General features: G+C 69.9%; 25 protein-coding genes. 16 read left to right on the top strand and 9 right to left on the bottom strand.

All coding sequences use genetic code 11. The features are described 5' to 3' along the window. The first annotated feature begins 156 nt into the window (after positions 1-156). Positions 157-2,538, top strand: coding sequence for a 5'-nucleotidase C-terminal domain-containing protein (locus QSK17_RS20490; protein WP_285706546.1), 2,382 nt, complete (start codon positions 157-159; stop codon positions 2,536-2,538). Between the two features lie 76 nt (positions 2,539-2,614). Here QSK17_RS20490 and QSK17_RS20485 read toward each other — a convergent pair whose 3' ends face one another. Then, the gene (locus QSK17_RS20485; RefSeq protein ID WP_285706545.1) at positions 2,615-2,806 is read right to left on the bottom strand and encodes a hypothetical protein; all 192 of its coding nucleotides are present in this window, start codon (positions 2,804-2,806) and stop codon (positions 2,615-2,617) included. A gap of 24 nt (positions 2,807-2,830) precedes the next feature. Beyond that, complete coding sequence (locus QSK17_RS20480; RefSeq protein ID WP_285706544.1) at positions 2,831-3,292, bottom strand: VOC family protein; 462 nt, start codon at positions 3,290-3,292, stop codon at positions 2,831-2,833. 97 nt (positions 3,293-3,389) lie between these two features. Here QSK17_RS20480 and QSK17_RS20475 point away from each other — a divergent pair, with 97 nt between their 5' ends. Together QSK17_RS20475 and QSK17_RS20470 are read left to right on the top strand one after the other, a co-directional pair. Further along, a complete protein-coding gene (locus tag QSK17_RS20475) occupies positions 3,390-4,391 on the top strand; it encodes a helix-turn-helix transcriptional regulator (RefSeq protein ID WP_285706543.1) in 1,002 nt (333 codons plus the stop codon). 81 nt (positions 4,392-4,472) lie between these two features. Beyond that, positions 4,473-5,315, top strand: coding sequence for a pentapeptide repeat-containing protein (locus QSK17_RS20470; protein WP_285706541.1), 843 nt, complete (start codon positions 4,473-4,475; stop codon positions 5,313-5,315). Positions 5,316-5,474: 159 nt separating this feature from the next. On the opposite strand, the gene QSK17_RS20465 is transcribed toward QSK17_RS20470, so the two are convergent. Both QSK17_RS20465 and QSK17_RS20460 read right to left on the bottom strand, forming a co-directional pair. Beyond that, a complete protein-coding gene (locus QSK17_RS20465; RefSeq protein WP_285706540.1) occupies positions 5,475-6,248 on the bottom strand; it encodes an SDR family NAD(P)-dependent oxidoreductase in 774 nt (257 codons plus the stop codon). Between the two features lie 116 nt (positions 6,249-6,364). Next, on the bottom strand, positions 6,365-6,868 hold the full coding sequence (locus QSK17_RS20460) for a MarR family winged helix-turn-helix transcriptional regulator (protein ID WP_285706539.1): 504 nt from the start codon (positions 6,866-6,868) through the stop codon (positions 6,365-6,367). A gap of 126 nt (positions 6,869-6,994) precedes the next feature. Between QSK17_RS20460 and QSK17_RS20455 the strand changes: the two genes are divergently transcribed. The 3 genes from QSK17_RS20455 (at position 6,995) to QSK17_RS20445 (ending at position 12,914) form a co-directional block, all read left to right on the top strand. Beyond that, a complete protein-coding gene (locus QSK17_RS20455) occupies positions 6,995-10,276 on the top strand; it encodes an efflux RND transporter permease subunit (protein ID WP_285706538.1) in 3,282 nt (1,093 codons plus the stop codon). Positions 10,277-10,413: 137 nt separating this feature from the next. Beyond that, positions 10,414-11,841, top strand: a complete 1,428-nt coding sequence (gene purB, locus QSK17_RS20450) for an adenylosuccinate lyase (RefSeq protein WP_285706537.1) — start codon at positions 10,414-10,416, stop codon at positions 11,839-11,841. Positions 11,842-11,879: 38 nt separating this feature from the next. Further along, complete coding sequence (locus tag QSK17_RS20445) at positions 11,880-12,914, top strand: GNAT family N-acetyltransferase (RefSeq protein WP_285706536.1); 1,035 nt, start codon at positions 11,880-11,882, stop codon at positions 12,912-12,914. Between the two features lie 107 nt (positions 12,915-13,021). Here QSK17_RS20445 and QSK17_RS20440 read toward each other — a convergent pair whose 3' ends face one another. Further along, positions 13,022-13,843, bottom strand: coding sequence for an HAD family hydrolase (locus QSK17_RS20440; RefSeq protein WP_285706535.1), 822 nt, complete (start codon positions 13,841-13,843; stop codon positions 13,022-13,024). A gap of 181 nt (positions 13,844-14,024) precedes the next feature. Between QSK17_RS20440 and QSK17_RS20435 the strand changes: the two genes are divergently transcribed. From QSK17_RS20435 to QSK17_RS20425, 3 genes are all read left to right on the top strand, one after another. Further along, on the top strand, positions 14,025-14,513 hold the full coding sequence (locus tag QSK17_RS20435; RefSeq protein ID WP_285706534.1) for a GNAT family N-acetyltransferase: 489 nt from the start codon (positions 14,025-14,027) through the stop codon (positions 14,511-14,513). A 64-nt stretch (positions 14,514-14,577) separates the two neighbouring features. Then, on the top strand, positions 14,578-15,267 hold the full coding sequence (locus tag QSK17_RS20430; protein ID WP_285706533.1) for an alpha/beta fold hydrolase: 690 nt from the start codon (positions 14,578-14,580) through the stop codon (positions 15,265-15,267). 154 nt (positions 15,268-15,421) lie between these two features. Continuing rightward, positions 15,422-16,030 carry a dihydrofolate reductase family protein gene (locus tag QSK17_RS20425; RefSeq protein WP_285706532.1) on the top strand — a complete coding sequence of 203 codons (609 nt, stop codon included), beginning with the start codon at positions 15,422-15,424 and terminating at the stop codon, positions 16,028-16,030. Positions 16,031-16,276: 246 nt separating this feature from the next. On the opposite strand, the gene QSK17_RS20420 is transcribed toward QSK17_RS20425, so the two are convergent. Beyond that, the gene (locus QSK17_RS20420; RefSeq protein ID WP_285706531.1) at positions 16,277-17,035 is read right to left on the bottom strand and encodes a MerR family transcriptional regulator; all 759 of its coding nucleotides are present in this window, start codon (positions 17,033-17,035) and stop codon (positions 16,277-16,279) included. A 220-nt stretch (positions 17,036-17,255) separates the two neighbouring features. Between QSK17_RS20420 and QSK17_RS20415 the strand changes: the two genes are divergently transcribed. The 3 genes from QSK17_RS20415 to QSK17_RS20405 all read left to right on the top strand — a co-directional run bounded on the left by QSK17_RS20415 (position 17,256) and on the right by QSK17_RS20405 (position 20,183). Next, the gene (locus QSK17_RS20415) at positions 17,256-18,407 is read left to right on the top strand and encodes a MerR family transcriptional regulator (RefSeq protein ID WP_285706530.1); all 1,152 of its coding nucleotides are present in this window, start codon (positions 17,256-17,258) and stop codon (positions 18,405-18,407) included. A gap of 113 nt (positions 18,408-18,520) precedes the next feature. Continuing rightward, complete coding sequence (locus QSK17_RS20410) at positions 18,521-19,579, top strand: sigma-70 family RNA polymerase sigma factor (protein WP_285706529.1); 1,059 nt, start codon at positions 18,521-18,523, stop codon at positions 19,577-19,579. Between the two features lie 61 nt (positions 19,580-19,640). Then, positions 19,641-20,183 carry a dihydrofolate reductase family protein gene (locus QSK17_RS20405; RefSeq protein ID WP_285706528.1) on the top strand — a complete coding sequence of 181 codons (543 nt, stop codon included), beginning with the start codon at positions 19,641-19,643 and terminating at the stop codon, positions 20,181-20,183. Between the two features lie 24 nt (positions 20,184-20,207). Here the strand turns inward: QSK17_RS20405 and QSK17_RS20400 are convergent, their stop codons facing one another. Continuing rightward, positions 20,208-21,212, bottom strand: coding sequence for an ArsR/SmtB family transcription factor (locus QSK17_RS20400; RefSeq protein ID WP_285706527.1), 1,005 nt, complete (start codon positions 21,210-21,212; stop codon positions 20,208-20,210). A 56-nt stretch (positions 21,213-21,268) separates the two neighbouring features. Between QSK17_RS20400 and QSK17_RS20395 the strand changes: the two genes are divergently transcribed. Next, positions 21,269-22,036, top strand: a complete 768-nt coding sequence (locus QSK17_RS20395) for an SDR family NAD(P)-dependent oxidoreductase (RefSeq protein ID WP_285706526.1) — start codon at positions 21,269-21,271, stop codon at positions 22,034-22,036. 92 nt (positions 22,037-22,128) lie between these two features. On the opposite strand, the gene QSK17_RS20390 is transcribed toward QSK17_RS20395, so the two are convergent. Further along, positions 22,129-23,001, bottom strand: coding sequence for an AraC family transcriptional regulator (locus QSK17_RS20390; protein WP_285706525.1), 873 nt, complete (start codon positions 22,999-23,001; stop codon positions 22,129-22,131). A gap of 76 nt (positions 23,002-23,077) precedes the next feature. On the opposite strand from QSK17_RS20390, the gene QSK17_RS20385 reads away from it, so the two are divergent. Then, positions 23,078-23,935, top strand: a complete 858-nt coding sequence (locus tag QSK17_RS20385; protein WP_285706524.1) for an alpha/beta fold hydrolase — start codon at positions 23,078-23,080, stop codon at positions 23,933-23,935. A gap of 125 nt (positions 23,936-24,060) precedes the next feature. Here QSK17_RS20385 and QSK17_RS20380 read toward each other — a convergent pair whose 3' ends face one another. Beyond that, the gene (locus QSK17_RS20380; protein WP_285706523.1) at positions 24,061-24,570 is read right to left on the bottom strand and encodes a TetR/AcrR family transcriptional regulator; all 510 of its coding nucleotides are present in this window, start codon (positions 24,568-24,570) and stop codon (positions 24,061-24,063) included. Positions 24,571-24,572: 2 nt separating this feature from the next. Between QSK17_RS20380 and QSK17_RS20375 the strand changes: the two genes are divergently transcribed. Beyond that, entirely contained in the window at positions 24,573-25,331 is a 759-nt protein-coding gene (locus tag QSK17_RS20375; protein WP_285706522.1) for an ATP-binding cassette domain-containing protein, read from the top strand. Beyond that, the coding region (locus QSK17_RS20370) for an ABC transporter permease (protein WP_352231819.1) at positions 25,328-25,733 on the top strand (406 nt) is incomplete at its 3' end. The genes QSK17_RS20375 and QSK17_RS20370, both read left to right, overlap by 4 nt.

The raw sequence follows: 25,733 nt of genomic DNA, 5'->3' as shown, positions 1-25,733 counted from the left end.
ACTCCGGGGCCGCTGACTCGCACCACCAACTGGCCCTTTTGCTTCCCCTTGGCAATGCTATGCCCTATGTTTTCCTTTGCTAGATCTCCCCGAACTCACGGGGGACCCCGTACGCGCCTGCGGAGGCGTCTGGCTCCGTTGGTCGTAATAGCCACGATGGCGGGGGGCCTGATCGGCGCGCCGGCGGCACTCGCCAATGACTCTGTCGAGATCGACATCCTCGGGATCAACGACTTCCATGGCCGGCTGGAGGCGAACGGTCAGGAAGCGGGAGCCGCAGCGCTGGCGACCGCGGTCAAGGGGATGAGGGCAGAAAACCCCAATACCATCTTCGCCGCGGCGGGGGACCTGATCGGTGCCTCGACGTTCACCTCGTTCATCCAGCAGGACAACCCGACCATCGACGCGCTCAACGCGGCCGGCCTCGAGGTCAGCGCGGTCGGCAACCACGAGTTCGACCGGGGCTACGACGACCTGATGAACCGGGTCATCCCGCGGGCCACGTGGGAATACATCGGTGCCAATGTCAAGGTCAAGAAGGAGCTCCAGGACAGGTACAAGGAGCTCACTGAGTCCTGGGTCAAGGAGGTCGACGGGGTCAAGGTCGGCTTCGTCGGTGCGGTGACCGAGCACCTCGACGAACTCGTCACCCCCGCGGGCATCTCCATGCTCGACATCCTGGACATCCCAAGCGCGGTCAACCAGGTCGCTGACGAGCTGAAGGCCAAGGAGGGGGCCGACATCGTCGTGCTGCTCGTCCACGAAGGTGCCTCCACCACGCAATACGAGTCGGCGACCGACCCGACGAGCGACTTCGGCAAGATCGTGAACGGGGTCGACAAGAACTTCGACGCGATCATCTCCGGCCACACCCACCTGGCATACGACCACAGGGTCCCGGTCAAGGCGTGGCAGGACGAGAAGCGTCCGGTGACCGTGCGCCCGGTCGTGTCGGCGGGTCAGTACGGCTACAACCTCAACAAGATCACGTTCACGTACGACAAGGCCAAGAAGCAAGCGGTCAACGTCGACTCGGAGATCGTCCCGCTGACCGAGAAGCAGGCGGACGGCTCGTGGAAGCCCCTCTACGGCCCGGATCCGACGGCCAAGGGAATCGTGGATGACGCCGTCGAGGTGGCCAAGAGGGAGGGCGCGCGCAAGCTCGGTGAGATCACCGCGGACTTCAACCGGGCCCGCCAGTCCAACGGCACGACCGAGAACCGCGGCGGTGAGTCGACCCTGGGCAACCTCGTCGCCGACGCGCAACTCGCGGGTGCTCGCACCACCGACCCATCCACTGAGATCGCTTTCATGAACCCGGGCGGGCTCCGTACGGACATGAGGTACCGGGTCGTAGGCAAGGAAGACGGCACCGTCACCTACAAGGAGGCGGCCGAAGTCCAGCCGTTCGCCAACACCCTGGTCACGATGACCCTGACCGGTGAGCAGATCGCCCAGGTGCTCGAGGAGCAGTGGCAGCCCGAGGGGGCCAGCCGGCCGTTCCTCAAGCTCGGCGTGTCCAAGGGACTCTTCTACACCTACGACCCGACCGCGCCTAAGGGCCGGCACATCACCTCGGTCACCCTCGATGGAAAGCCGCTGGACCCGGCCAAGTCCTACCGCGTGGTCGTGAACTCGTTCCTCGCCTCGGGAGGGGACAACTTCAGCACCCTGAACGAAGGGGCAGATAAGCGGGACACCGGCCAGGTCGACCTTCAGTCCATGGTCGCCTACCTGGGGGAGAACTCCCCCGTCGCTCCGGATTACGCGCAGCGCGCGGTCGGTGTGCGGTTCGACGCGCCCCAGGATGGCTTCAAGGCGGGAGACACGGTGACGGTCGACCTGTCGTCGCTGGCGTTCACCAGCAACGAGCCGAAGGATGAGAAGGTCACGGCTACGTTCGCCGGCCAAGCGGTCGGTACGTTCACGGTCGACGCCACGGCCGGCGCGAGCACCGACAACACCGACGAGGTCGGCCGTGCAACCGTCGGGTTCGCGGTGCCCGCTGACGCAGCGCAAGGGGGCGCGACGAGCGCGGACCTCGTCATCACCGGCGAGACGACCGGCACGGCAGTCACCGTAGCGATCCCGCTGGCCGCCCACACCGGGCCCGCGTGCACGGTCACGATCACCGGCCGCCACGCTGGACCCCTCAAGGTGAGTTCCGGCGTCACCTGCCTGGACGGAGCAGCAGTCTCCGGGCCGGTCACGGTGCAGAAGGGCGCGAGCCTCTACGCGACCGGCGCCAATGTCAGCGGGCCGATCAGCGCCTCGAAGGCCGCCGGTGTCTCGCTGAACCAGACGACTGTCAGTGGTCCGGTGACGGTCAGCGATGCCACCGACAAGCTCACCATCCTGGACTCCACGGTGAGCGGTCCGGTCAGCTTGACCGACAACCGGGTGACCGAAGCACCGGTCGTGTCCGGTAACCGGATCAGCGGGCAGTTGAGCTGCAGCGGAAACTCCCCGGCGCCGACGAACAACGGCAAGGTCAACACCGTGTCCGGTCCCAAGACCGGGCAGTGCAAGGGGCTTTGACCCGCTGACGCGGTAGTCCAAGCCGGATCAGGGGCGGTGGCGCGGATAACGGTCTGCGCCGCCGCCCCTTGCGCGCTCATGGCACCACGCACTCTGGATCTTCAGCACCGCCCATGAGACGAAAGCCGAAGACGAGCGCCGGCGGCGGGCCGAGCAGGCTCGCGCCATCGGCCTGTGGCGCTACCAGATCGTGCAGGACCTGATCGATCCGGCGCTGACGGCCAAGCAGCGCGGCGCGCTGGCGCGGGCGGTCGCCGAACGCGTCCACGTCGGCATGTCCGGCGAAGTGGCGTCAGTCCAGGCAGAACTCGTTGCCCTCGGGGTCGGTCATCACGATGAAGCCGGCGCTCATCGGGGGAGCGGGCTCGTAGCGACCTACCCGCGTCGCTCCCAGGGCGACGAGCCGGTCGCACTCGACCTCCAGCGCCGCCATCCGCTCCTCTCCCTGCAGTCCGGGAGCCGCACGGACGTCGAGGTGGACGCGGTTCTTGGCGACCTTGTCCTCCGGCACCTGCTGGAAGAACAGCCGGGGGCCGTGCCCGTCCGGGTCCTCGATGGCCGATCTCGTGTTGCGCTGCTCCTCCGGTATGCCGACCCGCGCGAGGAAGTCGTCCCACGCGGCGAGCGGGTCGGCGTCCTCGGGCAGGTCGACTCCGGGCGGGCCGGGGTGGACGTAGCCCAGTACGTCGCGCCAGAACGACGACAGCGCCCGCGGGTCGTGGGCGTCGAAGGTGACCTGGATGTGGCGGCTCATCGGGTTGCTCCGTTCGTAGCGGGTTTCGTATGCAGATGGAGCCACCCTGACACCCCTAGCGGACAGAATCCGTCCGCTATGTGGCAGGGTGGCCGACATGGTCGTGGCAAGCGGTGACGAGCGGGGTACGACGGAGCGGGTGCTCACCCTGCTCGGGCTGCTGCAGCAGCGCCGGGTCTGGACCGGCCCCGAACTCGCCGACACGCTCGGGGTCACGCCGCGCACGGTACGGCGTGATGTCGAGCGGCTGCGTACGCTCGGCTATCCGGTGCAGGCCAGCCAGGGGGTCGGCGGCGGCTATCAGCTCGGCCCGGGGCAGGACCTGCCGCCGCTGCTTCTCGACGATGAGGAGGCGATCGCCACCGTGGTCTCGCTGCTCGTCGGCGCGGGTGGCGCGGTCGCCGGCGCCGGTGACGCCGCACTCCGGGCGCTGACCAAGCTCGACCGGGTGCTGCCCACCCGGTTGCGGCACGAGGTGCGCGCGCTCTCCGGCTCGGTGGAGTCCTTCGGCGGAGGCCGCACGCCGGTCGACCCCGAGGTGCTCATGACGCTGGCCAGAGCCTGCCGTGACGAGGTGGAGGCCGGCTTCGACTACCCGTCCGGAAGCGAGGTGCGACGGCGGCGGGTCGAGCCCTACCGTCTGGTCGCCTCCGACCGGCGCTGGTACCTCCTCGCCTATGACCTCGATCGTGACGACTGGCGCAGCTTCCGCGTCGACCGGATGACCGATGTGTCTGCACGGACCTGGCGCTTCCGCCCGCGCGCGGCGCCCGACGCGGCGACGTACGTGCAGGAGGGTGTGGCGAGCCGGGTCTACCCGCACCAGGCGCGCTTCCTCGTGCACGCGTCGGCCGACACGGTGCGCGCGCAGATTCCGGCGTCGGCGGCCGTCGTGCGACGGCGAGGGAGCGAGCTCTGCGAGGTGCTCAGTGGCGCCGGCAGCCTCGACTTCGTGCTCATGCACGTGCTCCTGCTGGGGCACGACTTCGAGGTACTCGATCCTCCGGAGCTCGGGAGGCGCTGTCGCGCGCTGGCGGAGAGACTGCTGTCGGCCGGACGAGGTCGGGTCAATCCGACCCTGCCCGGTCGGGGAGAATGAACTTCCCAGAGCAACGGGAAGCCGCTGCTCGTCTCCGTTCATCCTTTTCCGCTCACCCTTTCCGGCAGGAGATCGCGCACGTTGTCCCAGAAGCACCAGGCCTCTTCCACTGAGAGCGACCGTCTCGGCCTGCGCGCCGACTGCGCGAGTTGCTTCGGGTTGTGCTGTGTCGCGCTGCCCTTCGCCGCCTCAGCCGATTTCGCGGTCGACAAGGACGCCGGAAAGCCGTGTGCGAACCTGCGGGCGGATTTCCGGTGCGGCATCCACGCGCATCTCCGTGAGCGGGGGTTCTCCGGCTGTACCGTCTTCGACTGTCTCGGCGCCGGGCAGAAGGTCTCGCAGGTCACCTTCGGCGGGCAGGATTGGCGGCAGGCCCCGCACACCGCGCGGCAGATGTTCGACGTGTTCGCCGTCATGCGGCAGCTCCACGAGCTGCTCTGGTACTTGGCCGAAGCGCTGTCCCTGCCGCCGGCCCGCCCGATCCACGACGACCTCCGCCGCGCGCTGAACGACATCGACCGTCTCACCCGCGACAGCGCCGAGGTGCTCGCGAAGACGGACGTGGCGGCGCTGCGTCAGGACGTCAACGCTCTGCTGCTGCGCACCAGCGAACTCGTGCGGGCGGGCGTCCCCGGCCGGAAGAAGAACCACAGGGGAGCCGATCTCATCGGGGCGAGACTCAAGGGAGCGGATCTGCGGGGCGCCAACCTGCGCGGGGCCTATCTCATCGCGGCCGATCTCACGAACGCCGACCTGCGGACGGCCGACCTGATCGGGGTGGACTTCCGGGACGCCGATCTGAGCGGAGCCGATCTCACCGGAAGCATCTTCCTCACGCAGTCCCAGGTCAACGCGGCCAAGGGGAACGGCGCCACCAAGCTTCCCCCGGCGCTGACGCGTCCGGCCCACTGGTCGGCGGGGTGACCGTCGGCGTTCACGACGAACACGCGAGCACCGCGGTGGGTGGCTTTCGCCGCGGCATGATCATGAGCCATCAGGGTTGTGCGGGTTCGTCGCGGCGGTGCCGTACGGCGTGACCTGCCGGCTTGCTGTGTGTCGTGTCGTCGTGCGGAGGCGGGCGGGTCAGTGGACGCTGAATCCGCCGTCGACGCAGATGGCCTGGCCGGTGATGTACGCCGAGGCGTCGCTCGCGAGGAACGCGGCGATGCCGGCGAAGTCGGAGGGAAGGCCGTTGCGGCCGGTCATCGAACGGGCGGCGAGCTCCTCGACGCGCCCCGGGACGGCCTGAGCCGGGGCGGTCAACGGGGTGAGGATGAAGCCGGGGGTGATCGTGTTGCTGGTGACGCCGTTCGCGGACCAGGCCTCGGCCTGTGACCGGGACAGGCCGCAGACGGCCGCCTTGGACACGCCGTAGACTCCGCTGTCGCCGAAGGCGCTGATCGACTGCTGGGAGCCGATGTTGATGATGCGCCCCCATCCTCGGGCTGCCATGCGGGGGCCGAAGTGCTGGCCGAGCAGGTACGGAGCGGTGAGGTTGACCGCGATCGTCTGGTCGTAGTCGTCGGTGGTGAGGTCGCCCATCGGCCGGCGGATGTTGTTGGCGGCGTCGTTGACGAGGATGTCGATGTCGCCGAAGAACTCCGGGGCCTCCGCGCACACGCGGGCGACGGCGGCCCGGTCGCCGAGGTCGGCGCTGATCGCGGCGGCGCGCACGCCGCGTCCTTCGAGGGTCCGTACGGCTGCCGCGAGCTCGGCCTCGCGGCGGGCGACGATGACGACGGACGCGCCGGCGCGGCCGATGGCCTCCGCCATGACCTGCCCGATGCCCGAGCTGCCGCCGGTGACCAGGGCGGTACGGGCATGGAGGGAGAAGAGGCCCTCAATATAGGACGACATAGCCGATCATCCTATCTTTCGTGCGGACGGAAGGGGCGGCGGTTCACCGCACGACCGTTCTTCGCCGTGTGGGGTGCCGAGCCTCGATGCCGGCGAGTCGACCGGCTTTCCGTGGGTCAGTCGGTGGGGTGACCGCTCTCGGCGAGCATGTCCTCGGCTGCGGTATGGAGCTTGACCATCACCTGTTCGAGGGTGTGGAGGGTCTCGGTGTCGAGCCGGTCGAGAAGTCGCATGTAGTTGGATGTTCCGGCGTCGATGAGCTCCTCGGCGAGGAGCCGGCCGCGGGTGGTGAGCTCGACGAGGCGGACCCGCCGGTCGGTGGGGTCCTCGCGCCGGCTGACGAGGCCTCGGGCAACGAGGCGGTCCACGATGCCGGTCACGGTGCCGAGGCCGGTGCCGAGCGCTCTGGCGAGGTGCTGGCCGGAGGAGGCGTCGTGGAAGAAGAGCATCACGACGACCTTGAGTTGCTGCATGGTGAGGCTGGACGCGAGCAGCGGCATGGAGCGGTCGTAGGCGAGGAAGCGGCCGAGTGTCCGCTGCAACTGGGTGAGCCGGTCGATCAGCGCGCAGCGCTCGTTCCGCTCGCCGCCCGGCTGTCCTGTCGCCTCGTTGTCGCCCACGTTCACCTCTCGTGTCAGCGAGTCAGGTTATCAGTCGCTAACGCGAATGCGAATTATTCGCCTAACGCGAAGTGTTAGGGTGGAGCGAATCCTTTTTCAAGATCATCCGTGAAGGAGCTTCGCCAGATGACCTTCCTGGCTCGCCTGAGCCTGGGCAACCGCACTCTCGTCATGATGATCGCGGTCGTGCTCAGCGCACTCGGCGCCTTCGCGATCCCCTCTCTCAAACAGCAACTGTTCCCGTCCCTGAGCTTTCCGGGGGCGTTCGTGGTGGCGGCCTATCCCGGCGCGTCGCCCGAGATCGTCGAGGAACAGGTGACCAAGCCGATCGAGAACAGTTTCCAGGGCATCGCGGGCGCCACCGACATCACCTCGACGTCCAAGGAAGGACTGGCGCAGGTTCAGGTCGCGTTCGAGTATGGCACCGACATCGACGCGGCCGTCGCCAAGATGCAGCAGGCCGTGGGCCGGATCGGCGCACAGCTTCCCTCCGGGGTCGATCCGCAGGTGATCGCCGGCAACACCGACGACATCCCCGTGATGGTGATCGCGGTGGGCGACTCGGGCGACCAGTACGCGATGTACGACCGGCTCGAACGGGTCATGGTGCCGAAGCTGCAGGGCATCGACGGCGTCCGCCAGGCGACGGTCACCGGCGCGCGGGGGAAGCAGGTCGTCATCACGCCCGACCAGGTGAAGCTGGCGATGCGCGGCCTGTCGCCCGCCTCGATCCCCGAGTTGCTGCGCGCGAACGGGATCGCCATCCCCGCGGGTGCCGTCACGGAGAAGGACCGGACGCTGACCGTGCAGGTCGGGGACCGGATCGAGACGATCGACGACCTGAAGAACCTCTACCTCGCCCCCGCCGCCCCCGCAGCGCAGGCCGCGGGCGGCGCCGGGGCGGGCGGCCGTGCCGGCGCCGCGATGGGCGGTGCGGCCGGTGGTGCCGCCGGTGGCGCGGGTGCGGGTGCGGGTGCGGGCGGGCAGGTGCCCGGCCAGGCGCAGGTCGCGGCCAAGCCGGCGGCGCCCAAGCCGGTCAAGCTGGGCGATGTGGCCGACATCACGGTCAAGGAAACGGCCGCGACCACGCTGACCCGGACCAACGGGCAGCCGAGCCTGGGCGTGTCGATCACGATGAAGCCGGGCGGCAACGCCGTGCGGATCTCGCATGACGTGCGGGCCGCGCTTCCGGAGCTGACCCGCGCGATCGGGGACACCTCTGAGCTGACCGTGGTGTTCGACCAGGCCCCGTACGTCGAGCAGTCGATCGAGGACCTCACCACCGAGGGACTGCTCGGCCTGGCGTTCGCGGTGCTGGTCATCCTGGTGTTCCTGCTGTCGGTACGGTCGACCATCGTGACGGCGGTGTCGATCCCGCTGTCGGTGGTGATGGCGCTGATCGCGCTGTGGGTGGGCGACTACTCGCTGAACCTGCTGACGCTGGGCGCGTTGACGATCGCGGTGGGCCGGGTCGTGGACGACTCGATCGTGGTGCTGGAGAACATCAAGCGGCACCTCGGTTACGGCGAGGACAAGCGGCAGGCGATCCTCACGGCGGTGCGCGAGGTGGCGGGGGCCGTGACGGCGTCCACGCTGACGACGGTCGCGGTGTTCCTGCCGATCGCGTTCGTCGGCGGCATGGTGGGGCAGCTGTTCAGCCCGTTCGCGGTGACCGTGACGGTGGCGCTGCTCGCGTCGCTGCTGGTGTCGCTGACCGTGATCCCGGTGCTGGCGTACTGGTTCCTGAAGGCTCCGGTGCTGTCGCCGGCCGAGGCGGAGGCGACTCGGGAGGAGGCGGAGCTGCGGGAGCTGCGCAGCCCGCTCCAGCGGATGTACCTGCCGGTGCTGCGGTTCGCGACCCAGCGCCGGGCGATCACACTGGTGATCGGGGCCGTGGTGTTCGCCGGCACGATGGCGCTGGTGCCGAACCTGAAGACGAACTTCCTCGACTCCTCCGGCAACGACTCGATCCAGATCACCCAGCGGATGCCCGTCGGAACCGCGCTGGCCACCACGGACGCGGCGGCCAAGAAGGTCGAGGCGGTCTTCTCGGAGTTCAGCACGCAGATCGAGTCCTACCAGGTCACGGTGGGCGGCGGCAGCCAGTTCATGGGCGGGCTCGGCGGCGGCGCCGACCGCGCGTCCTACTCGGTGACGGTGGCCGAGGGCGTGGACACGTCGGAGTTCCAGGAGTCCCTGCGTGACCGGCTGAAGGGCCTGTCCGGCGTGGGTGAGATCACCGTCGGCGGTTCCGACGGCGGGTTCAGCACGGACCAGGTGCAGGTCATCCTGCAGGGCGTGGACACCGGCGAGCTGAAGACCGCGGCGACCACCGTACGGCAGGCGATGTCCGAGATCGACGGCCTGCGGGACGTCGGCTCCAACCTGGAGGACAGCGCACCCCGGATCGAGGTCCACGTGGATCGCGAGAAGGCCGCCGCCAAGGGCCTGACCGAGGCGACCGTCGGCCAGCTCGTCGCGCAGGCGTTCCGCGGCGCGCCGCTCGGGTCGATCAGCCTGGACGGACGACCCAGCGACATCGTGCTGCGGATGGGCGACGCTCCGGCGAGCGTGGCGGCGATCGAGAAGATCACCCTGCCGACGCCTTCGGGGCTGGTCAAGCTGAGCTCCGTGGCGGACGTGAACCGGGCGGACGGGCCGACGCAGATCACCCGCCAGAACGGTGACCGTACGGCGACGGTGTCCGGCAAGGCGGACGCGGCCGACCTGGGTGCGATCACGGCGAAGGTGACGGACAAGCTGAAGGGCGTGAAGCTGCCCGCGGGCGTGACGTACAAGATCGGCGGCGCGAGCGCGGAGCAGGAGAAGGCGTTCGCGGACCTCGGGCTGGCGATGATGCTGGCGGTGGCCATCGTCTTCATGATCATGGTGGCGACGTTCCGGAGCTTCGTGCAGCCATTGATCCTGCTGGTGTCGATCCCGTTCGCCGCGACCGGCGCGATCGGGCTGCTGCTGGTGACGGACACGGCTCTGGGCGTCCCGGCGATGATCGGCATGCTGATGCTGATCGGCATCGTGGTGACGAATGCGATCGTGCTGATCGACCTGATCAACCAGTACCGCGAGCAGGGGCTGGGGATCGTGGAGGCGGTGCTGGAGGGCGGACGGCGGCGGTTGCGGCCGATCCTGATGACCGCGATCGCGACGATCTGCGCGCTGACGCCGATGGCGCTGGGCGTGACCGGGTCGGGCGGGTTCATCTCGCAGCCGCTGGCGATCGTGGTGATCGGCGGGTTGATCTCCTCGACGCTGCTGACGCTGGTGCTGGTGCCGACGCTCTACACGATCGTGGAGCGTACGAAGGAGCGGCTGCGCCGCACGCCGAAGGACCGGCCGCAGTCGGATGTGAAGGTCTACGACGAGGACGCGCTCGCGCCGTCGAAATAGCGGTGGACGTAACGGCCGGATACGCGGCCGAAGTCGCGGCCGGAGCAGCGGTTGCGAAAGGGTACGGCTCGCGCCGGTTCTCCTATGGGGGGACCGGCGCGAGCCGTACCGGGGCGGACTCAATAAACTGAGGCAACGTGAGTGACAAGCCGCGTATCCCCAATGTCCTGGCCGCCCGCTACGCCTCGGCGGAGCTGGCCCGTCTGTGGTCCCCTGAGCACAAGGTGGTGCTGGAGCGCCGGTTGTGGCTCGCTGTGCTGAAGGTCCAGGCCGACCTGGGCGTGGAGGTGCCGGCGCAGGCGGTGGCCGACTACGAGAAGGTCGTCGAGCAGGTCGATCTCGCCTCGATCGCCGCGCGTGAGCGGGTCACCCGGCACGACGTGAAGGCCCGCATCGAGGAGTTCAACGCGCTGGCGGGGCACGAGCAGGTGCACAAGGGGATGACCTCGCGTGACCTGACCGAGAACGTCGAGCAGTTGCAGGTGCGCGACAGCCTGCTGCTGGTGCGGGCGCGGACGGTCGCGCTGCTGTCCCGGCTGGCGCGGCTGGCGGCCCAGCACGCCGAACTGGTCATGGCGGGGCGTTCGCACAACGTCGCCGCGCAGGCGACCACGCTGGGCAAGCGGTTCGCGACGGCGGCGGACGAGCTGCTGGTGGCGTTCGGGCGGCTGGAGGACCTGATCGAGCGGTACCCGCTGCGCGGTGTGAAGGGCCCGGTCGGGACCGCGCAGGACATGCTGGACCTGCTCGGCACGCCGGAGAAGCTGGCGGAGCTGGAGGACCGCGTGGCGGCGCATCTCGGGTTCTCCCGCCGGTTCACCAGCGTGGGGCAGGTGTACCCGCGGTCGCTGGACTACGACGTGCTGTCGGCGCTGGTGCAGCTGGCCGCCGCGCCGTCGTCGCTGGCCAAGACGATCCGGCTGATGGCCGGGCACGAGCTGGTCACCGAGGGGTTCAAGGAGGGCCAGGTCGGGTCCTCGGCGATGCCGCACAAGATGAACACGCGTTCCTGCGAGCGGGTCAACGGCCTGACGGTGATCCTGCGCGGGTACGCGTCGATGGCGGGCGAGCTGGCCGGGGACCAGTGGAACGAGGGCGACGTGTCCTGCTCGGTGGTGCGCCGGGTCGCGCTGCCGGACGCGTTCTTCGCGTTCGACGGTCTGGTGGAGACGATGCTGACCGTGCTGGACGAGTTCGGGGCGTTCCCGGCGGTCATCGAGGCGGAGCTGGACCGGTACCTGCCGTTCCTCGGGACGACGAAGATGCTGATGGCGGCGGTGCGCGCCGGTGTCGGCCGGGAGACCGGGCATGAGCTGATCAAGGAGCACGCGGTGGCGTCGGCGCTGGCGATGCGATCGCAGGGGTCGGCGAACGCGCTGCTTGACCGGCTCGCCGCCGACGAGCGGTTCCCGCTGGACCGTGACCGGCTCGACGCGCTGCTTGGGGACCGGATCTCGTTCACCGGCGCGGCGTCCGATCAGGTGGCCGCGCTCGTCGACCAGGTGGCGGAGATCACGGCACGCTATCCGGAGGCCGCCGCGTACACGCCGGGCGCGATTCTGTGACGCCCTCTCCTGAGCCGCCCGCCGGGTTGTCTTCGGCATTGTCTTCGGCAGCGCCTTCTGGAGCGTCCGCGACGTCCGGACTGTCTTCTACGGCGTCCGCGGCGCCGCCTGCCGGCTCCGCGACGGCGCGGCGGCCGGGCGGGGCACTGCGGGAGCTGACCACGGTCGCCCAGGTCGTCGACGCGTGTGAGGACGACGACCTGATCGTGTGGGCGGCTCAGGGGATGCGCCCGGGAGTCCGGGCGTGGGTTGTGGGTGACGCGGTGGCGGTGGCCAGCCCCGGTGCCTCTCGCCGTGACCGGCTTGCCATCCGGGGGAGCACGGCCTGCGCCCTGCCGCTTGTACGGCACGCGCTGGCCGAGTCGGGGCCGACATACCGGCCGTTCGGTGATGCCGAGCTGGTGATGGCGGTGTCGGCCGGGATCGAGGAGCTGACGGAGGCCGTCGGCTTCTCGTGGATGGTCACCGCGGCGCTCGCTCCCGCAGCGCCGTTGCCGAGCCGCGCCGATGACGCCGCCCCCGCCGCCGACGCCGACGACCTTGGCCGCGTGGGAGACGGGGAGGGCGGCGGCCAGGCCGGGCGGGTCCTGGTGCCACGGCCGGGATCGGAGCCGGGATCACCGGTGGCGTCCGGGGCGGGAGCCGAGCCGCGATCAGAGGTGGGATCAGAGGTGGGATCAAGCGCGGGTACCGGGGCGACGTGGCTGGAGCCGAGTGCCGATCCCGAGGTCGGCGCGCTGCTCGCCCTGGCGAACCCGTCCTCCTATGCCGTGCCGGGCATCCCGCGGGTGTCCCGCTGGGCCGGTATCCGGGACGGGTCCGGAGAACTGGTGGCGGTCGCGGCCGACGCCTGGTCCGCGCCCGCCGTGGGGTTGATGGCCGGGGTGGCGACCGCCGTGTCGGCGCGCGGGCGTGGCCTGGCCGAGCGGGTGTGCCGGTTCGTGACGGCCGCCCTGCTCGCCGATCACGGCCGGTCCGCGCTGATGGTGGACGACTGGAACCACTCGGCGGTCCGGCTCTATGAGCGTCTCGGCTATGCCCGCCGTCGGGTGGCGGCGAACAAGACCCGCTGAGGCCGGCCACGGCGGGCAGGCCCCGCCGGTTGTGGCCGGGGTCGGGATCGGTCGGGATCGTCCTGGGGCGTCGTCGGCGGCCGGTGCCGATGTTGTGGTGGCCGGGATCAGTTGAGGAGCGCGGGGAGTTCGAGCAGCGAGGTGATCCGCGGTGGCATGCACGGCCTGGAGGGCTTGGCGAGGTCTGGCAGGCCCGGAAGGTCTCCGGTAGTGCTGCCGGGGTCGCCGTCGTCTCTGCGGTTGACGCGCCGGGAGGTGCCGGATCGAGGGTCGCCGTGGTCGTGCCGGGTGCCGGCCTGCTGCGGCGTGCCGTACCGGTCGAGCCAGACGCCGTGCATGCCCACGGTCGTCGGGCCGATCGCGTCGAGGTCGAGGTTGTCCCCGACGAGGAGGATCTCCTCCGGGCGCAGGCCGAGCTTGGCCGCCGCCGCGAGGTAGCACTCGGCGGCGGGTTTGAAGGTGCCGCCGAGCGCGTCGGGCGTCAGGACAGGGTCGAGCCGGTCCATCAGGCCGATGCGGCGGAGCTTGGCCTCCTGCAGGACCGGTACGCCGTTGGTGAGCACGCCGAGTGTCAGCCCGCGGCCGGACAGTGCGTCCATCGCCTCGGCCGCGTCGGGGAAGGCCGTCCAGGCGGCTTCGTAGTGCAGGAGGAACTCGGCGTACGCCGCGTCGAGGTCGGCGGGGAGGGGTAGGCCGAGGCGCCGGCAGAAGTCGCGGAGCCGCCTGCGGCGCTGCTCGGCGAAGGAGCACTCCCCGGCGTACCAGGCGGGGAGGTGTCTCTCCTCCAGGCCCAGCCAGAGTGCGGGAACCTCTGTCAACAGTTCGTGCCCGGGCGAGAACGACTCCGTCCAGGCCGTCGCCGCGTAGGCGACCGCGCCGCGGTGGTCGAAAAGGGTCTCGTCGAGGTCGAACAGTATCGCGCTGATCATGACGCCATCCTGGCCAGCCGGTGTTTCGATTGCATTTCACGCAGGTGAACCGGGTGACTCTCCCATGTTCGCGGGACGCCCGCGCATCGTCGGATATCCCGGCACCAGATATCCGGACTTAAGTGGATGTATCCGGCGTGATCGGCGCCGCAGCCCGGGCAAGCGGATATAGGATCATCCAATGCCTGAGCTCCAACGTCTCCGCCCCGACCATGCCCCTGCTCTACTCGCGTTCGAGCAGGAGAATCGGGCCTATTTCGCTGCGTCGATTCCCGACCGCGGCGACGACTATTTCGCCCGCTTCGCCGAACGGCACGCCGCCCTGCTCGCGGAGCAGGCCACGGGGTTGTGCCACTTCCACGTCCTCGTGGACAACCGGGGCGGGGTGGTGGGGCGCGTGAACCTGATCGATGTGGCGGACGGTTCGGCCGAGCTGGGATACCGGATCGCCGAGGCGGCCGCCGGACGGGGCCTGGCCACGAGCGCTGTTCATCAGGTCTGTGCCCTGGCCGCGGTCGAGTACGGCCTGACCACCCTGAAGGCGGCGACGACATTGGACAACGCGGGTTCGCGAGCCGTGCTCGCCCGCACGGGGTTCGTACCCGTCGGCGAGACCGTGTTGGACGGCCGCCCGGGGCTTCGGTTCGAACGAGAGCTGGGGACGATGTGAGGCGCTGAGCGTGGCAGCGGGCCGTCGCACATCAATTGTCGGACCCGTTCGCTACGTTGCCGTCATGGCGGAATTCGTACTAGTCGCAGGCGCGTGGCTGGGATCGTGGGCGTGGGACGAGGTGGTGCCGGAGCTGCGTGCGGCCGGCCACGGCACCCACCCGTTGACGCTGTCCGGCCTCGCCGACAAGCAGGGCGTGCCGGCCGGGCAGCAGACCCACGTCCAGGACATCGTCGACGAGGTCGAGCGGCTCGATCTGCGCGACGTCATCCTGGTCGGGCACAGCTATTCGGGCATCCCGGTCGGTCAGGCGGCCGAGCGGATCGGCGACCGGCTGGCCCGCGTGGTCTTCGTCGACTCCAACGTCCCGGCCGACGGCAAGTCGTTCGTGTCCGGCTTCGAGGCCATGATGGAGGCCTCGATCGCTGAAAACCAGGGCTTCTGGGCGCCGCTGGCCGCAGCCGGCTATGACGGCCAGGGGCTCACCAGCGAGCAGATCGCACGGATCGTGGGCGGTTCGACCCCACATCCGGGTGCCACGCTGACCGAGCCGGCCGTGCTGGCACGACCGCTCGGCGAGCTTCCGGCGACGTACATCAAATGCCTGCTCGACGGCGACAAGCCGCACGACGACGTGGCCGAGCTGCTGACCAGCGAGCGCTGGCGTCTGGTCGAGATGGACACCGGCCACTGGCCGATGTTCTCCCAGCCGCGCGAGCTGGCGCGGATCCTGCTGGACGCGGCCGCGGCGTGAGTGTTCCCGTTGACGCCGGGTGCGTGCTCATCTTCGCGCCCGCACCCGGCGGCTGGTCTCGTCCGGCGGCGTCTGAGGTCTCGTTAGCCGACGTCGTGGAAACAGCGGGGCCGGACGGCCCCGATCTTCCCTCACCGCAGAAAAGGAGTGACAGATGGCGAGCAAGCTGGTGGTTTCGACCTTCGTGTCGTTGGACGGTGTCATGCAGGCGCCAGGCGGGCCCGGCGAGGACGACTCCCACGATTTCCCCCACGGCGGATGGTTGGTCCCGCACGTGGATGAGGGGTTCGGCCGCATCATGAGCGAGCAGTTCGACCGCGCGGACGGCATGCTCCTGGGCCGCAGGTCGTATGAGATCCTCGCTTCGCACTGGCCCAACGTGCCCGATGAGGAGGGCGGCGCCAAGATCAACAGCATGTCGAAGTACGTCGCGACGAGCACGCCGATGAACGCCGAGTGGCGCAACACTCGGGTCCTGGTCGGCGATGCGGCTCAGACGGTCGCCGATCTCAAGCAGAGCACCGACGGTGAGATCCTCGTCCAGGGCAGCAGTGACCTCATTCGTACGCTGCAGAGGGCCGAGCTGGTCGACGAGTACCGTCTGCTGGTCTTCCCCGTCGTCCTTGGCCAGGGAAAGCGGCTCTTTTCCGAGGGAACAACGCCGGCTGGGCTGAAGCTCACCGGGTCGACCGCCACCGACGCCGGCGTCGTGTACCTCACCTACGAGCGGGTGGGCAAACCCTCGTACGGTTCTGTCGCCTAGCGCTCCTTCTGGCCTTCATGCCCGCGACTGGGGGCATACGGCTTCGGCTGGTCTTTGCGCGTGCCGGCGGATCTGGTCCGGGCTCCGCGTGTCGCGGAGTGTCCGATCCAGCTGGAGTGCGTGGTCGACGCGGCACACCCGTTCGGAGGGCCGGAGGCGTTTGCGAACGCCTTCCAGGTCACGGTCGTGCGGGCCCACATCGAGGAGGAGCTGATCATTTCAGCCGCCGGGGTTCAGACGCGCGGATCAGGACCTTCGGTCGGCGTTGGCGTGGATGGCGTCGCGGACGTATCGGGCCAGGCCCTCCGCAGTGGACTCATAGTTCGCCGTGAACCTCGGGTCGCTGACGTACAGCTCTCCGAGACCCTTGTGCATCTCGTAGCCGCAGTCGTAGAACCAGCGGCTGATGTGGGCGCGGTGCCGCTCGGCGGCGTCCATCACCTGCTCGCCATCGGCCGGGACGCCGGCCTCGTACGCGGCGGCGAACCCGGCCAGCGCCTCGGCGGCCTCCTGCTTGATCCGCAGCCAGTCCTCCTTGGTGTAGGCCGTGGTCCGGCGTCGGCTCTGCTCGAAGGCGTCGGTGCCGCCCCAGCGTTCCTTCGCCTCTTCGGCGTACTCCTCCGGCCGGAAGTCGCCGAACACCTCGAACCGCTCTTCCGGGGTCAGGGAAATCCCCATGATCTGGGCCTCCATCGCAGTCTCGACCGCCTCCACCATCTCGGTGAGCCTGGCGATCCGCTTGCGCAGCAGTTCGTGCTGGCGGCGCAGATGGGTCAGCGCGTCCAGGCCGGGCTCGTCAAGGATGGCGGCGATCTCCTCAAGGGAGAATCCGAGCTCGCGGTAGAACAGGACCCGCTGCAGCCGGTCGAGATCCGACTCGCTGTAGCGGCGGTATCCGGCGCCGGTCCGCTCGCTGGGGGACAGCAGCCCGATCTCGTCGTAGTGGTGGAGCGTGCGTACCGTCACTCCGGCGAAGGCCGCCACCTGGCCGACCGAGTAGCTCATGCCTCTCCTCCTTTCGCGGTCCACCCTGGGGCCTCCCGTGACGTGAGGGTCAAACCGGTTTTCCGCACGGGTGCTCGCGCTCTTCCCAGACTGAGAACGCGGCGCCTTCTCACCATCCTGCGCCGATCAGGCGGCGGGGCGCTTCCCGGTCCCTGCGCCGTGCGGCGCTGGATGGGAGGGAAAACCGGGCTGACTGGACTCTCCCACAGAGGGAGAGACCATGCTGGGACGCGTGAACGACGACCTGCTGACCATCGGGCAGTTCGCCCGGCTGGCGCGGCTCAGCGTCAAGCAACTGCGCAACTACGCCGAACTCGGGCTGCTCGAACCCGCGTGGATCGACCCGGACAGCGGCTACCGCTACTACCGGGCCACGCAGGCACGGGCGGCTCTGGCGATCGGGTTGCTGCGCTCGCTCGACGTCCCCCTCGCCGTGATCGCCACCGTGATCGGGCCGATGGCGGACACCGGAGAGGCGCCTGATCCGGGTTCCATGGAACAGGCGACCGGCACCTGCTCCCGGCAGCCGGGGGATTCCGGAGGCACGGGCAGACGCACGGGCACGCGTGCGGGCGTGGAGGGGGCCGGGGTGGGCGACCGCCGGGCCGTCGCCGCGCTCGCCCGCGTACGGGATGATCTCGAAGCCGAGCTCGCCCGGCGCCGTCGCACGCTCCACACCCTGGAGCGGATCCTGGAGAGTGGTCTGCCCGCCCCCCAGGTGAGCGTGGTGACCGAGCCGCCGCGCCGCGTCGCGCTACTCCGTGACGTCGCGGCCACGCCCGAGGACATCGGCCGGGTCACCTCGGCCTGTGTCGCCCGGTTGCTCGCCATCCTGGCGGGCGTCTCGTCCCGGGGGGCGTCATCCTGGGCGCCGTCCTGGGCGCCGACTTCTCCCGGTGTACCGGGGGATGCCGGGCCGGTGCAGCTCGTCGGCCTGTTCCCGGTCGACTTCGGCGACTCGATCCCGATCGCGGTCGCGGTCGTGATGCCGGGGAATGGCGACTGCGAGGAAACGATGCGGACGCCGGAGGCGGAAGGTGTGGCCGTCTCGGGCGTGACCGGGGGTTCCAGCGGCCGTACTGGCACAGGCACAACGGAGCGGGACGCGCCGGGGACCTGGGCGGAGACGTGGAACGACGCGCCACCTGGGACGTGGGTGGACATCCTTCCTGGGGGCACCTTCGCCAGCGCGACCCATGTCGGGCCCTATGACCAGATCTCGCTCACCGCGCATGCCCTGCTCGCCTGGTGCGCCGAACGCGGCCACCTTCCGGCCGGGCCGATGCGTGAGATTTACGTCAGTGATCCCTCGTCCACGCCACCCGAACGGCTGGTCACTCACCTCATGATTCCTTTGGAGGACATGTCATGACTTCTTTCGGCGGAATGGAGCCGCTGCGGTATTCGGCTGTCTGAACGCTCCTTCCCCCAGATCTGTCGTAGCGTTCCCGACAGAGGGCGGCGGGCAGGGACGGAGGGCGGTCGTTGGGCGCGGGTGACGAAGACGACGATGACGCGGTCGTGGCGGCCGCCCGGGCGGGCCACGAGTCCGCGTTCGCGGCGCTGGTCGAGCGTCATCGAGGGGAACTGCGGGTGCACTGCTACCGGATGCTGGGCTCGTTCGACGAGTCGGAGGATCTGGTGCAGGAGACGTTCCTGCGTGCGTGGAAGAACCTCGGCGGCTTCGAAGGCCGCTCGACGTTGCGAGCCTGGCTGTACCGGATCGCGACGAACGCCTGCCTCGACGCCCTCGACGGCCGGGCACGCCGGGGGCTCCCGCACCACCTGTCGGCGCCGTCGGATCCGAGCGCGACGCTGCCGCCCCGTACCGACATCGCGTGGCTGCAGCCGTTTCCGGATCGGCTGTGGGAGCCGGTCGCGCCGAGCGAGGCCGAACCGGATGCCGTGGTGGTCGGCAGGGAGACGATCGAGCTGGCGTTCCTGGCCGCGATCCAGCATCTGCCGCCGAAGCAGCGGGCGGTGCTGATCCTGCGCGACGTGCTCGGCTGGCCGGCCAAGCAGACCGCGGCGGTGCTGGAGGGCAGCCTGGCGTCGGTGAACAGCGCGTTGCAGCGGGCCCGGGCGACGCTGAGGGAGCATCTGCCCGAGCGCCGCCTGGAATGGGCGCCGTCGGCGGAGCCGACCGAGCAGGAGCTGGCGGTGCTGCGGCGGTACATGGACGCGGTGGAACGCGCCGACCTCGCCGCAGTGGCCGCGCTGCTGGCCGAGGACGTGCGGACGACGATGCCGCCCTACCCGATGTGGTTCCAGGGACGTGACACCGTCGTGGCGGCGCTGGCGGCGAGCTGGGATCCCGATCTGCCGGGCTATGTCGGCCGGTTCCGGATGATGCCCACCCGGGCCAACGGCCGGCCGGCGATGGCGGGCTACGTCCGGCGCCCGGGCGACGCCGCCTACCGCGCGTTCGCGATCGGCGTCCCGCGGATCGAGGACGGTCGCATCGTGGAGATCACCGCCTTCCACGATGCCGGCCTGTTCCCGGCGTTCGCCCTGGCCACGGTGTTGCCGCCGGCGCAGCGATGAGTTTCCGCGCGATCCGCCGTCTCAAGAGGGGTCAGCCCGACCGATTCGACGGAGGTAGATCATGAGCAGGATGCTGTACTCGGCCACCATGTCGCTGGACGGCTTCATCGCCGGCCCCGGTGGTGACATGTCCTGGTTGACGGAACACGTCGGCCCCAACCCGACGGTGGACACGCTCATCGGCGAGATCGGCGCTCTCCTCGTCGGAAACCGCACCTTCCGCGGCGACGATCCGCACAAGGGCACGGCCAAGGAGGGCAAGCCGTTCGGCGGGGGATGGACCGGACCGCAGTTCGTGCTCACCCACCAACCCCCGGCCGCGCCGGTGCCGGGCATCACCTTCGTCGGCGACCTCGACAGCGGTGTCGCCGCGGCCAAGGCCGCCGCGGGTGACAAGTACGTCAACGTCCTCGGCGCCGACGTCGCTCACCAGTGCCTCGACGCGGGTGTGCTCGACGAGGTCCTCGTGTTCGTCGCGCCCGTCCTGCTCGGCGACGGCGTCCGGCTGTTCGACCGGCCGGGTGGAGCCAAGGTCAGGCTCGAACCTCTCAGCGTCACCCACACGCCGCGCATGACCGACCTCTGGCTACGCGTGGCACGATGAACCGCCGGCCGGCCTTCTCACAGATCAAGGGGTCGCGAGCCGGTGGTGCCGGCTCCGTTCGGCCAACTGGTCGCCGAGAGGGCTACGGCGGTACAGGACCTGCCGTCCGTCGCGGGCCCGGGTCACCAGGCCCGCGGCGTACAGCACGCGCAGGTGCTGGGAGACCGCGCTCGGGGTCACCCGCAGGCGCCGGGCGATCTCGATCGTGGGAAGCGGCTCTTCGAGGAGGATGAGCAGCTTCGCTCTGGGCGGGCCGAGAAGTGACACCAGAGCAGGCGTGTCGGTGGTGGGCGTCGGTGTCCAGAGCGTCGCTACTCCACGGCTGGGATAGACCAGCGACGGAGGCTCCTCCGGACTGACCGGGGGCGCGGGCTTGTGAGCGAACACGGAGGGCACGAGCAGCAGCCCTCGGCCGGATGCGGCGACCCTGTGCCTGCTGATCATCTTGTCGATGTGCAGTACGCCGTTGTGCCATCGCAGATTCGGGTGCATGCCGGCGAACAGCAGGCGGGCGCCTCCCATGGCCAGTTGCCGCGCACGGTAGGTCATGTCGGCTTCCAGCACCAGCCGCATCTGCGGCCACATCGGCTCGATGGCGATCTTCCAGTACTGCCGCAAGAGCTCGCAGACGGCGTCGCGGAGTCGGACGACGGGCGCGTCGTCGGCGGCGGTGGCGTCGCGCAGAGCTTCGGGGAGCGGGTCAGGCGCGTGAGCGGCCAGCAGATCGCGGCGGACCAGGTCGGGGGAGGTCTCGCGGACGGCGGTCAGTTCCTCGTCGAAGTCCGGGGCGAAGCTCACGGGCCTCGGCGTCAGGAAGTCGGGAAGGGTGAGTCTCTCCGCCACCAAGGGCATCAACAGAGCCGTGTCGAGCGCGCCGAGTCTGCCGAGAACAGACCTGCGCCATGGGAGGTGCAGCGCGGAGAGGCCCGGATCGCGCAGCACCCGCAGGCTGAACACGGTCTCGTTCAATGGCGAGACGGCGAACCGCGTGTCCGCGAGATCCTCCACACCGAGCTCAAAGCTGATCATTAAGGCGTACGCTACATCGATTGGCAGCGGGTCGGCGCTGCGGTGGACTTCCGCGCATGACACATGCAGCTCATGGACAACGCACGGCGATCGTGACGGGAGCGGCGCGCGGCATCGGCGCCGCGGTGGCCAAGTGGCTGGCGCGCGACGGACTTGCGGTCGGCGTGATCGACCTTGACGAGGCCGACTGCGCCGGCACCGTCGAGGCGATCAGGGGCGAGGGCGGGTCGGCGGTCGCGGTCGCCGCCGATGTCGCCGACGAAGCCGCGGTGACCGCCGCCGTGGCCCGGGTCGCCGCCGAGCTGGGGCCACCGACGGTGCTGGTCAACAACGCCGGCGTCGGCCCCCGTGCCGACCTCGTGGAGATGACCACGCAGCAGTGGGACGCGGTCCTCGGGGTCAATCTACGCGGACCGTTCTTCGTCACCCGGGCCGTCGTCCCGCACATGATCGAGGCCGGGTGGGGGCGCATCGTCACCATGTCGAGCATCTCCGCGGTCGGAGACGCAGCCCGGGTCGACTACGCCAGCGCGAAGGCGGGGCTGATCGGCTTCACCAAGTCGCTCGCCCTCCAGCTCGGACGGCACGGCATCACGGCCAATGCCATCGCGCCGGGCTTTGTGGTGAGCGACATGACCAGGGCCTCCGCCCGGCGGCTCGGCCGCGACTTCGAGGAGTTCCAGCGCAGCGCGGCGGAGTCCATCCCGGTCGGCCGGGTCGGCCGGCCGGAGGACATCGCACACACCGCCTCCTACCTGGTCAGCCCCGAGGCGGGGTTCGTCTCCGGCCAGGTCATCTACGTCGCCGGCGGCCCGGTGGACTGAACCATGCCCGTGATCCTGCTGCTGGCCGTCGCCTGCGGGGTGGCGGTCGGCGACATCTACTTAGAACCGTCCGAAGGTGCGCCACCTGCTGGCTAGAGGCGTGGGTCTTGAGCGGGTGTTCCGTGGCTGGCCCATGCGATGTCGTCAACCGCCAGAAATGGCTCGTTGGCCACGGTCGCGGGGGTTACTCCGGTGAACGCCACGACGTCCCGATGTAGGTGGGACTGGTCGGTGTAGCCGCCGTCGGCCGCGACTCGGGCTGCGTCCTGCCCCGCGGCCAGGCGGTGGGCGGCATGGTCAAAGCGGACCAGCTTCGCAGCGCGCTTGGGTGGCAGGCCGATCTGCGAGCAGAACCGGGACCACAGGCGTTTGCGGCTCCATCCGAGTTCGGCCGTCAGTTGGTCGACCCGGACCAGGCCGCGGCTGACGACGATCCGGTTCCAGGCCCAGGCCACCTCCGGGTCTACCGGCGACCCCGCCTCACATCGGCGGGCGAGCAACGCGTCGGTCAACGCGAAGCGATCCTCCCAGGAGGAGACATCGCCCAGCTGCTCACTGATCCGTGACGCCTCCCGGCCCCACAGGTCGCCCAGGGCCACCACGGCGCCGTCCAGGTCGGCCGGGGAGGCTCCCAGAACCGCGCGTGCGATCTCCGGGGACAGGCGCACCTGCACACACTCGAAGTTCTCCGCCCGCCGCACCCGGACTGTTCCGAACCCGAGCCCGAGCCCGGCGACGAGACTTCCTCGCTGCTGCCGCCCGGTGGCATCGTCCACGGTGACCTGGCCGGTGCCGAACACCAGAGCCAGCGTCACGGCCGGGTGCGGGATCAGCCGGAGGCCAACCGGGGTCATGCCACGGTCACGAAACCCGGCCATGGTGACACCGGCCACCCGGCTGGGCCGCGCTGGGCGTGCGACGTCCCACACAGCCGCATCGTCACGTTCGTGCACGGTAGCCCGCATCGTCCCATGCTAGCGAGCCGAGGGAGGGGAACATTTGTCCAATCCGCCGGCGCGCACCGGCGGCGACAGTGGGCTCATGACTATTTTTGACGGCGAGTTGCACGTGATAGGCGACGCCGAGGCCACTGAGGATTCGACCCTCCCCTTGGACGACGGCAACATCTACGTGTGCCAGGACGGCCCCCGCGACGCCCCCGCACTCCTACTCATCCACGGGTCCGCCTCCTCGACCCGCTCGTGGGACCCGCTGGTTCCGATGCTGACCAGATCCCATCGCGTCATCCGGATCGACCTGCTCGGGCATGGCCGGTCGGCCAAACCGGCCGGCCGCGTCTACGAGATCCCGGACCAGGGACGCCGGGTCGGCGCGGCACTGGACCGGCTCGGCGTCGAGCACGCCATCGTGGTCGGCCATTCCAGCGGCGGCTTTGCCGCCACTGCCCTCGCCGAGCAACGAGGCGACCTGGTGACCGCGCTCGCGCTCATCAACACCGGACCCCATCTGGACGCCTTCATCGCCCAGGGGTTGGCCATCGGCCCCGAGCAGTGGCCGCGTCTGACCGACGAGCAGATCCGCCAGTTTGCGAGCACCGGTTTCAGCCGCGCGGGCTACCAGATCCCACAACAGCTCGTGGACGATGTGCGCGGTATGACCTACCACTCGTTCACCGCGACAATGCAGGCATCCCGCGACTACCTGGAACGGCAGGCGCTCCCGGATCGGCTCACGGCCCTCGGCAAGCCGCTGCTGGTGATCTTTGGGGAGGAAGACCGGAGATGGCGGTCCTCATCCGCCGCCGACTACCGCGCCGTTCCGGGCGCGAAAGTTGAGTTGCTGCCCGATGTCGGACACTCACCCATACTCGAGGATCCGCCGCGGACCGCCGCACCCCTTCTGGCCTTCACCGCGATCCACGCCGCGCAGGCGGACTGAACGAGACGATGAGCCGTATCCATTCTGGTCCGTGATTGATCAGGCGGTTTGTGGTGGCACCCAGGGGATTCCTGCGAGGGCGTCGCGGAGAGCGTCCAGGGGAGGGACCGGGCGGGAGGGCCTATCTAGCGACGTACCTCCCCGCCGCAGAGGCGCAGTGTGCTTTCCAAGCACAGCGCCTCTGCCTCGTGGGTGGTGAGGCGCCCGGTTGCGACTTGTGCCGCGGCGGTGTGCTGGAGCCCGAGGACGGCCGCGGCGAGCCAGGCCGCGGGGAGTGACGGGTCGAAGTCGCCCGTGTGCTGGCCTCGCTGGATGAGCCGTTCGAGCCGCGGGGGCACGACGTCATGGGGGTCGCTGTCGGGCCGCGGGATCCGGGCCGCGGTGGCGTTCAGCAGAAGGGGATAGCGGCCGAGGAACCGCCAGCCGGCGCCGAGGAACTGGGCCAGCGCGTCGGCGGGCGGGGCGGTGTCGAGGCCTGCGTCGTCGAGCAGGGCGGCGTATTCGGCGGCCGCGGCCTCGACGAGGGCGGCGACCAGGGTGTCGCGTGAAGGGAAGTGCGCGTAGACGGTCTGGCGAGTGACGCCGGCCGTGGCGGCGATGTCCTCCATGCTCGCGTCGGGCCGCTCGCCGAGCACGGGTGGCGGTCACCGGCCAGTTCGCCTCCCTCGACGAAGACCTGACCGGATACGAGAACCTGCTGATCCTCGGCCGGCTCCACGGCCTGTCCCGGGCCGCCAGCAGACAGCGCGCCGACGGCCTGCTCGTCGCGTTCGACCTGACCCGCTCGGCCGGCCGTCCGGTGGGCGGCTACTCGGGCGGCATGCGCCGCCGGCTCGACATCGGCGCCAGCCTGATCGTGACCCCCGACCTGCTGTTCCTCGACGAGCCGACCACCGGGCTGGACCCGCGCAGCCGCAACCAGGTGTGGGAGCTGGTCCGCCGGATCGCCGCGGCCGGTACCACGGTGCTGCTCACCACCCAGTACCTCGAGGAGGCCGACCAGCTCGCCGAGCAGATCGCGGTCATCGACAACGGCCGGATCGTGGCCGAAGGCACCAGCGCCCAGCTCAAGTCCCGAGTCGGCTCGGGCACCCTGCACCTCCGGCTCCTCGACGGCGAGCAGCGTCCGCAAGCGCTGCAGATCCTGGCCGGCGCCCTGGAGGGGACGGTCCAGCTCGCCGCCGACTCGCTCGCCCTGTCCATGCTGCTCGCCACCCGGCCTGACGCGGCGGACATGGGCCGGCTGGTCGGGCGCGCCATGACCCAGCTCGCCGATGCCGGGGTGGGCATCGCCGATCTTTCCCTCGGCCAGCCCAGCCTGGACGAGGCCTTCCTCGCCCTGACCGGCCATCGGGCCGGTCCCGCCACCATCGACCACGAGGACCTGAACGCATGAGTACCCCTGCCACCTCCACGCGCCCCGCCGCGGCGGAGGCCGACCCGATCGACGTCCTGCTCGCCGCGGGACGCTCACGCCGCCGTGCCGGGGCACTCGCCGCCTCGGCCACCTTCGGCAGGCGCGCCATGCTCAAGATCAAGCACGATCCCAAGCAGCTCGTGGACTCGGCCGCCATCCCGATCCTGTTCACCGTGCTGTTCACCTACCTGTTCGGCGGCGCCATCAGCGGATCGACCGGCGACTACCTCAAGATCCTCCTGCCCGGCGTGCTCAGCATGAGCATCGCCATCGTCACCATGTACGGCGGTGCCCGCCTCGCCCAAGATGTGCAGAGCGGAGCCTTCGACCGCTTCCGCGGCCTGCCGATCTGGCGCGGCGCCTTCGTGCTCGGCGGCCTGC

Source organism: Microtetraspora sp. NBRC 16547 (assembly GCF_030268965.1).
Classification (GTDB): domain Bacteria; phylum Actinomycetota; class Actinomycetes; order Streptosporangiales; family Streptosporangiaceae; genus Microtetraspora.
Note: the sequence above shows the minus strand (reverse complement) of the source record. Positions and strands in the feature narration are given on the sequence as shown.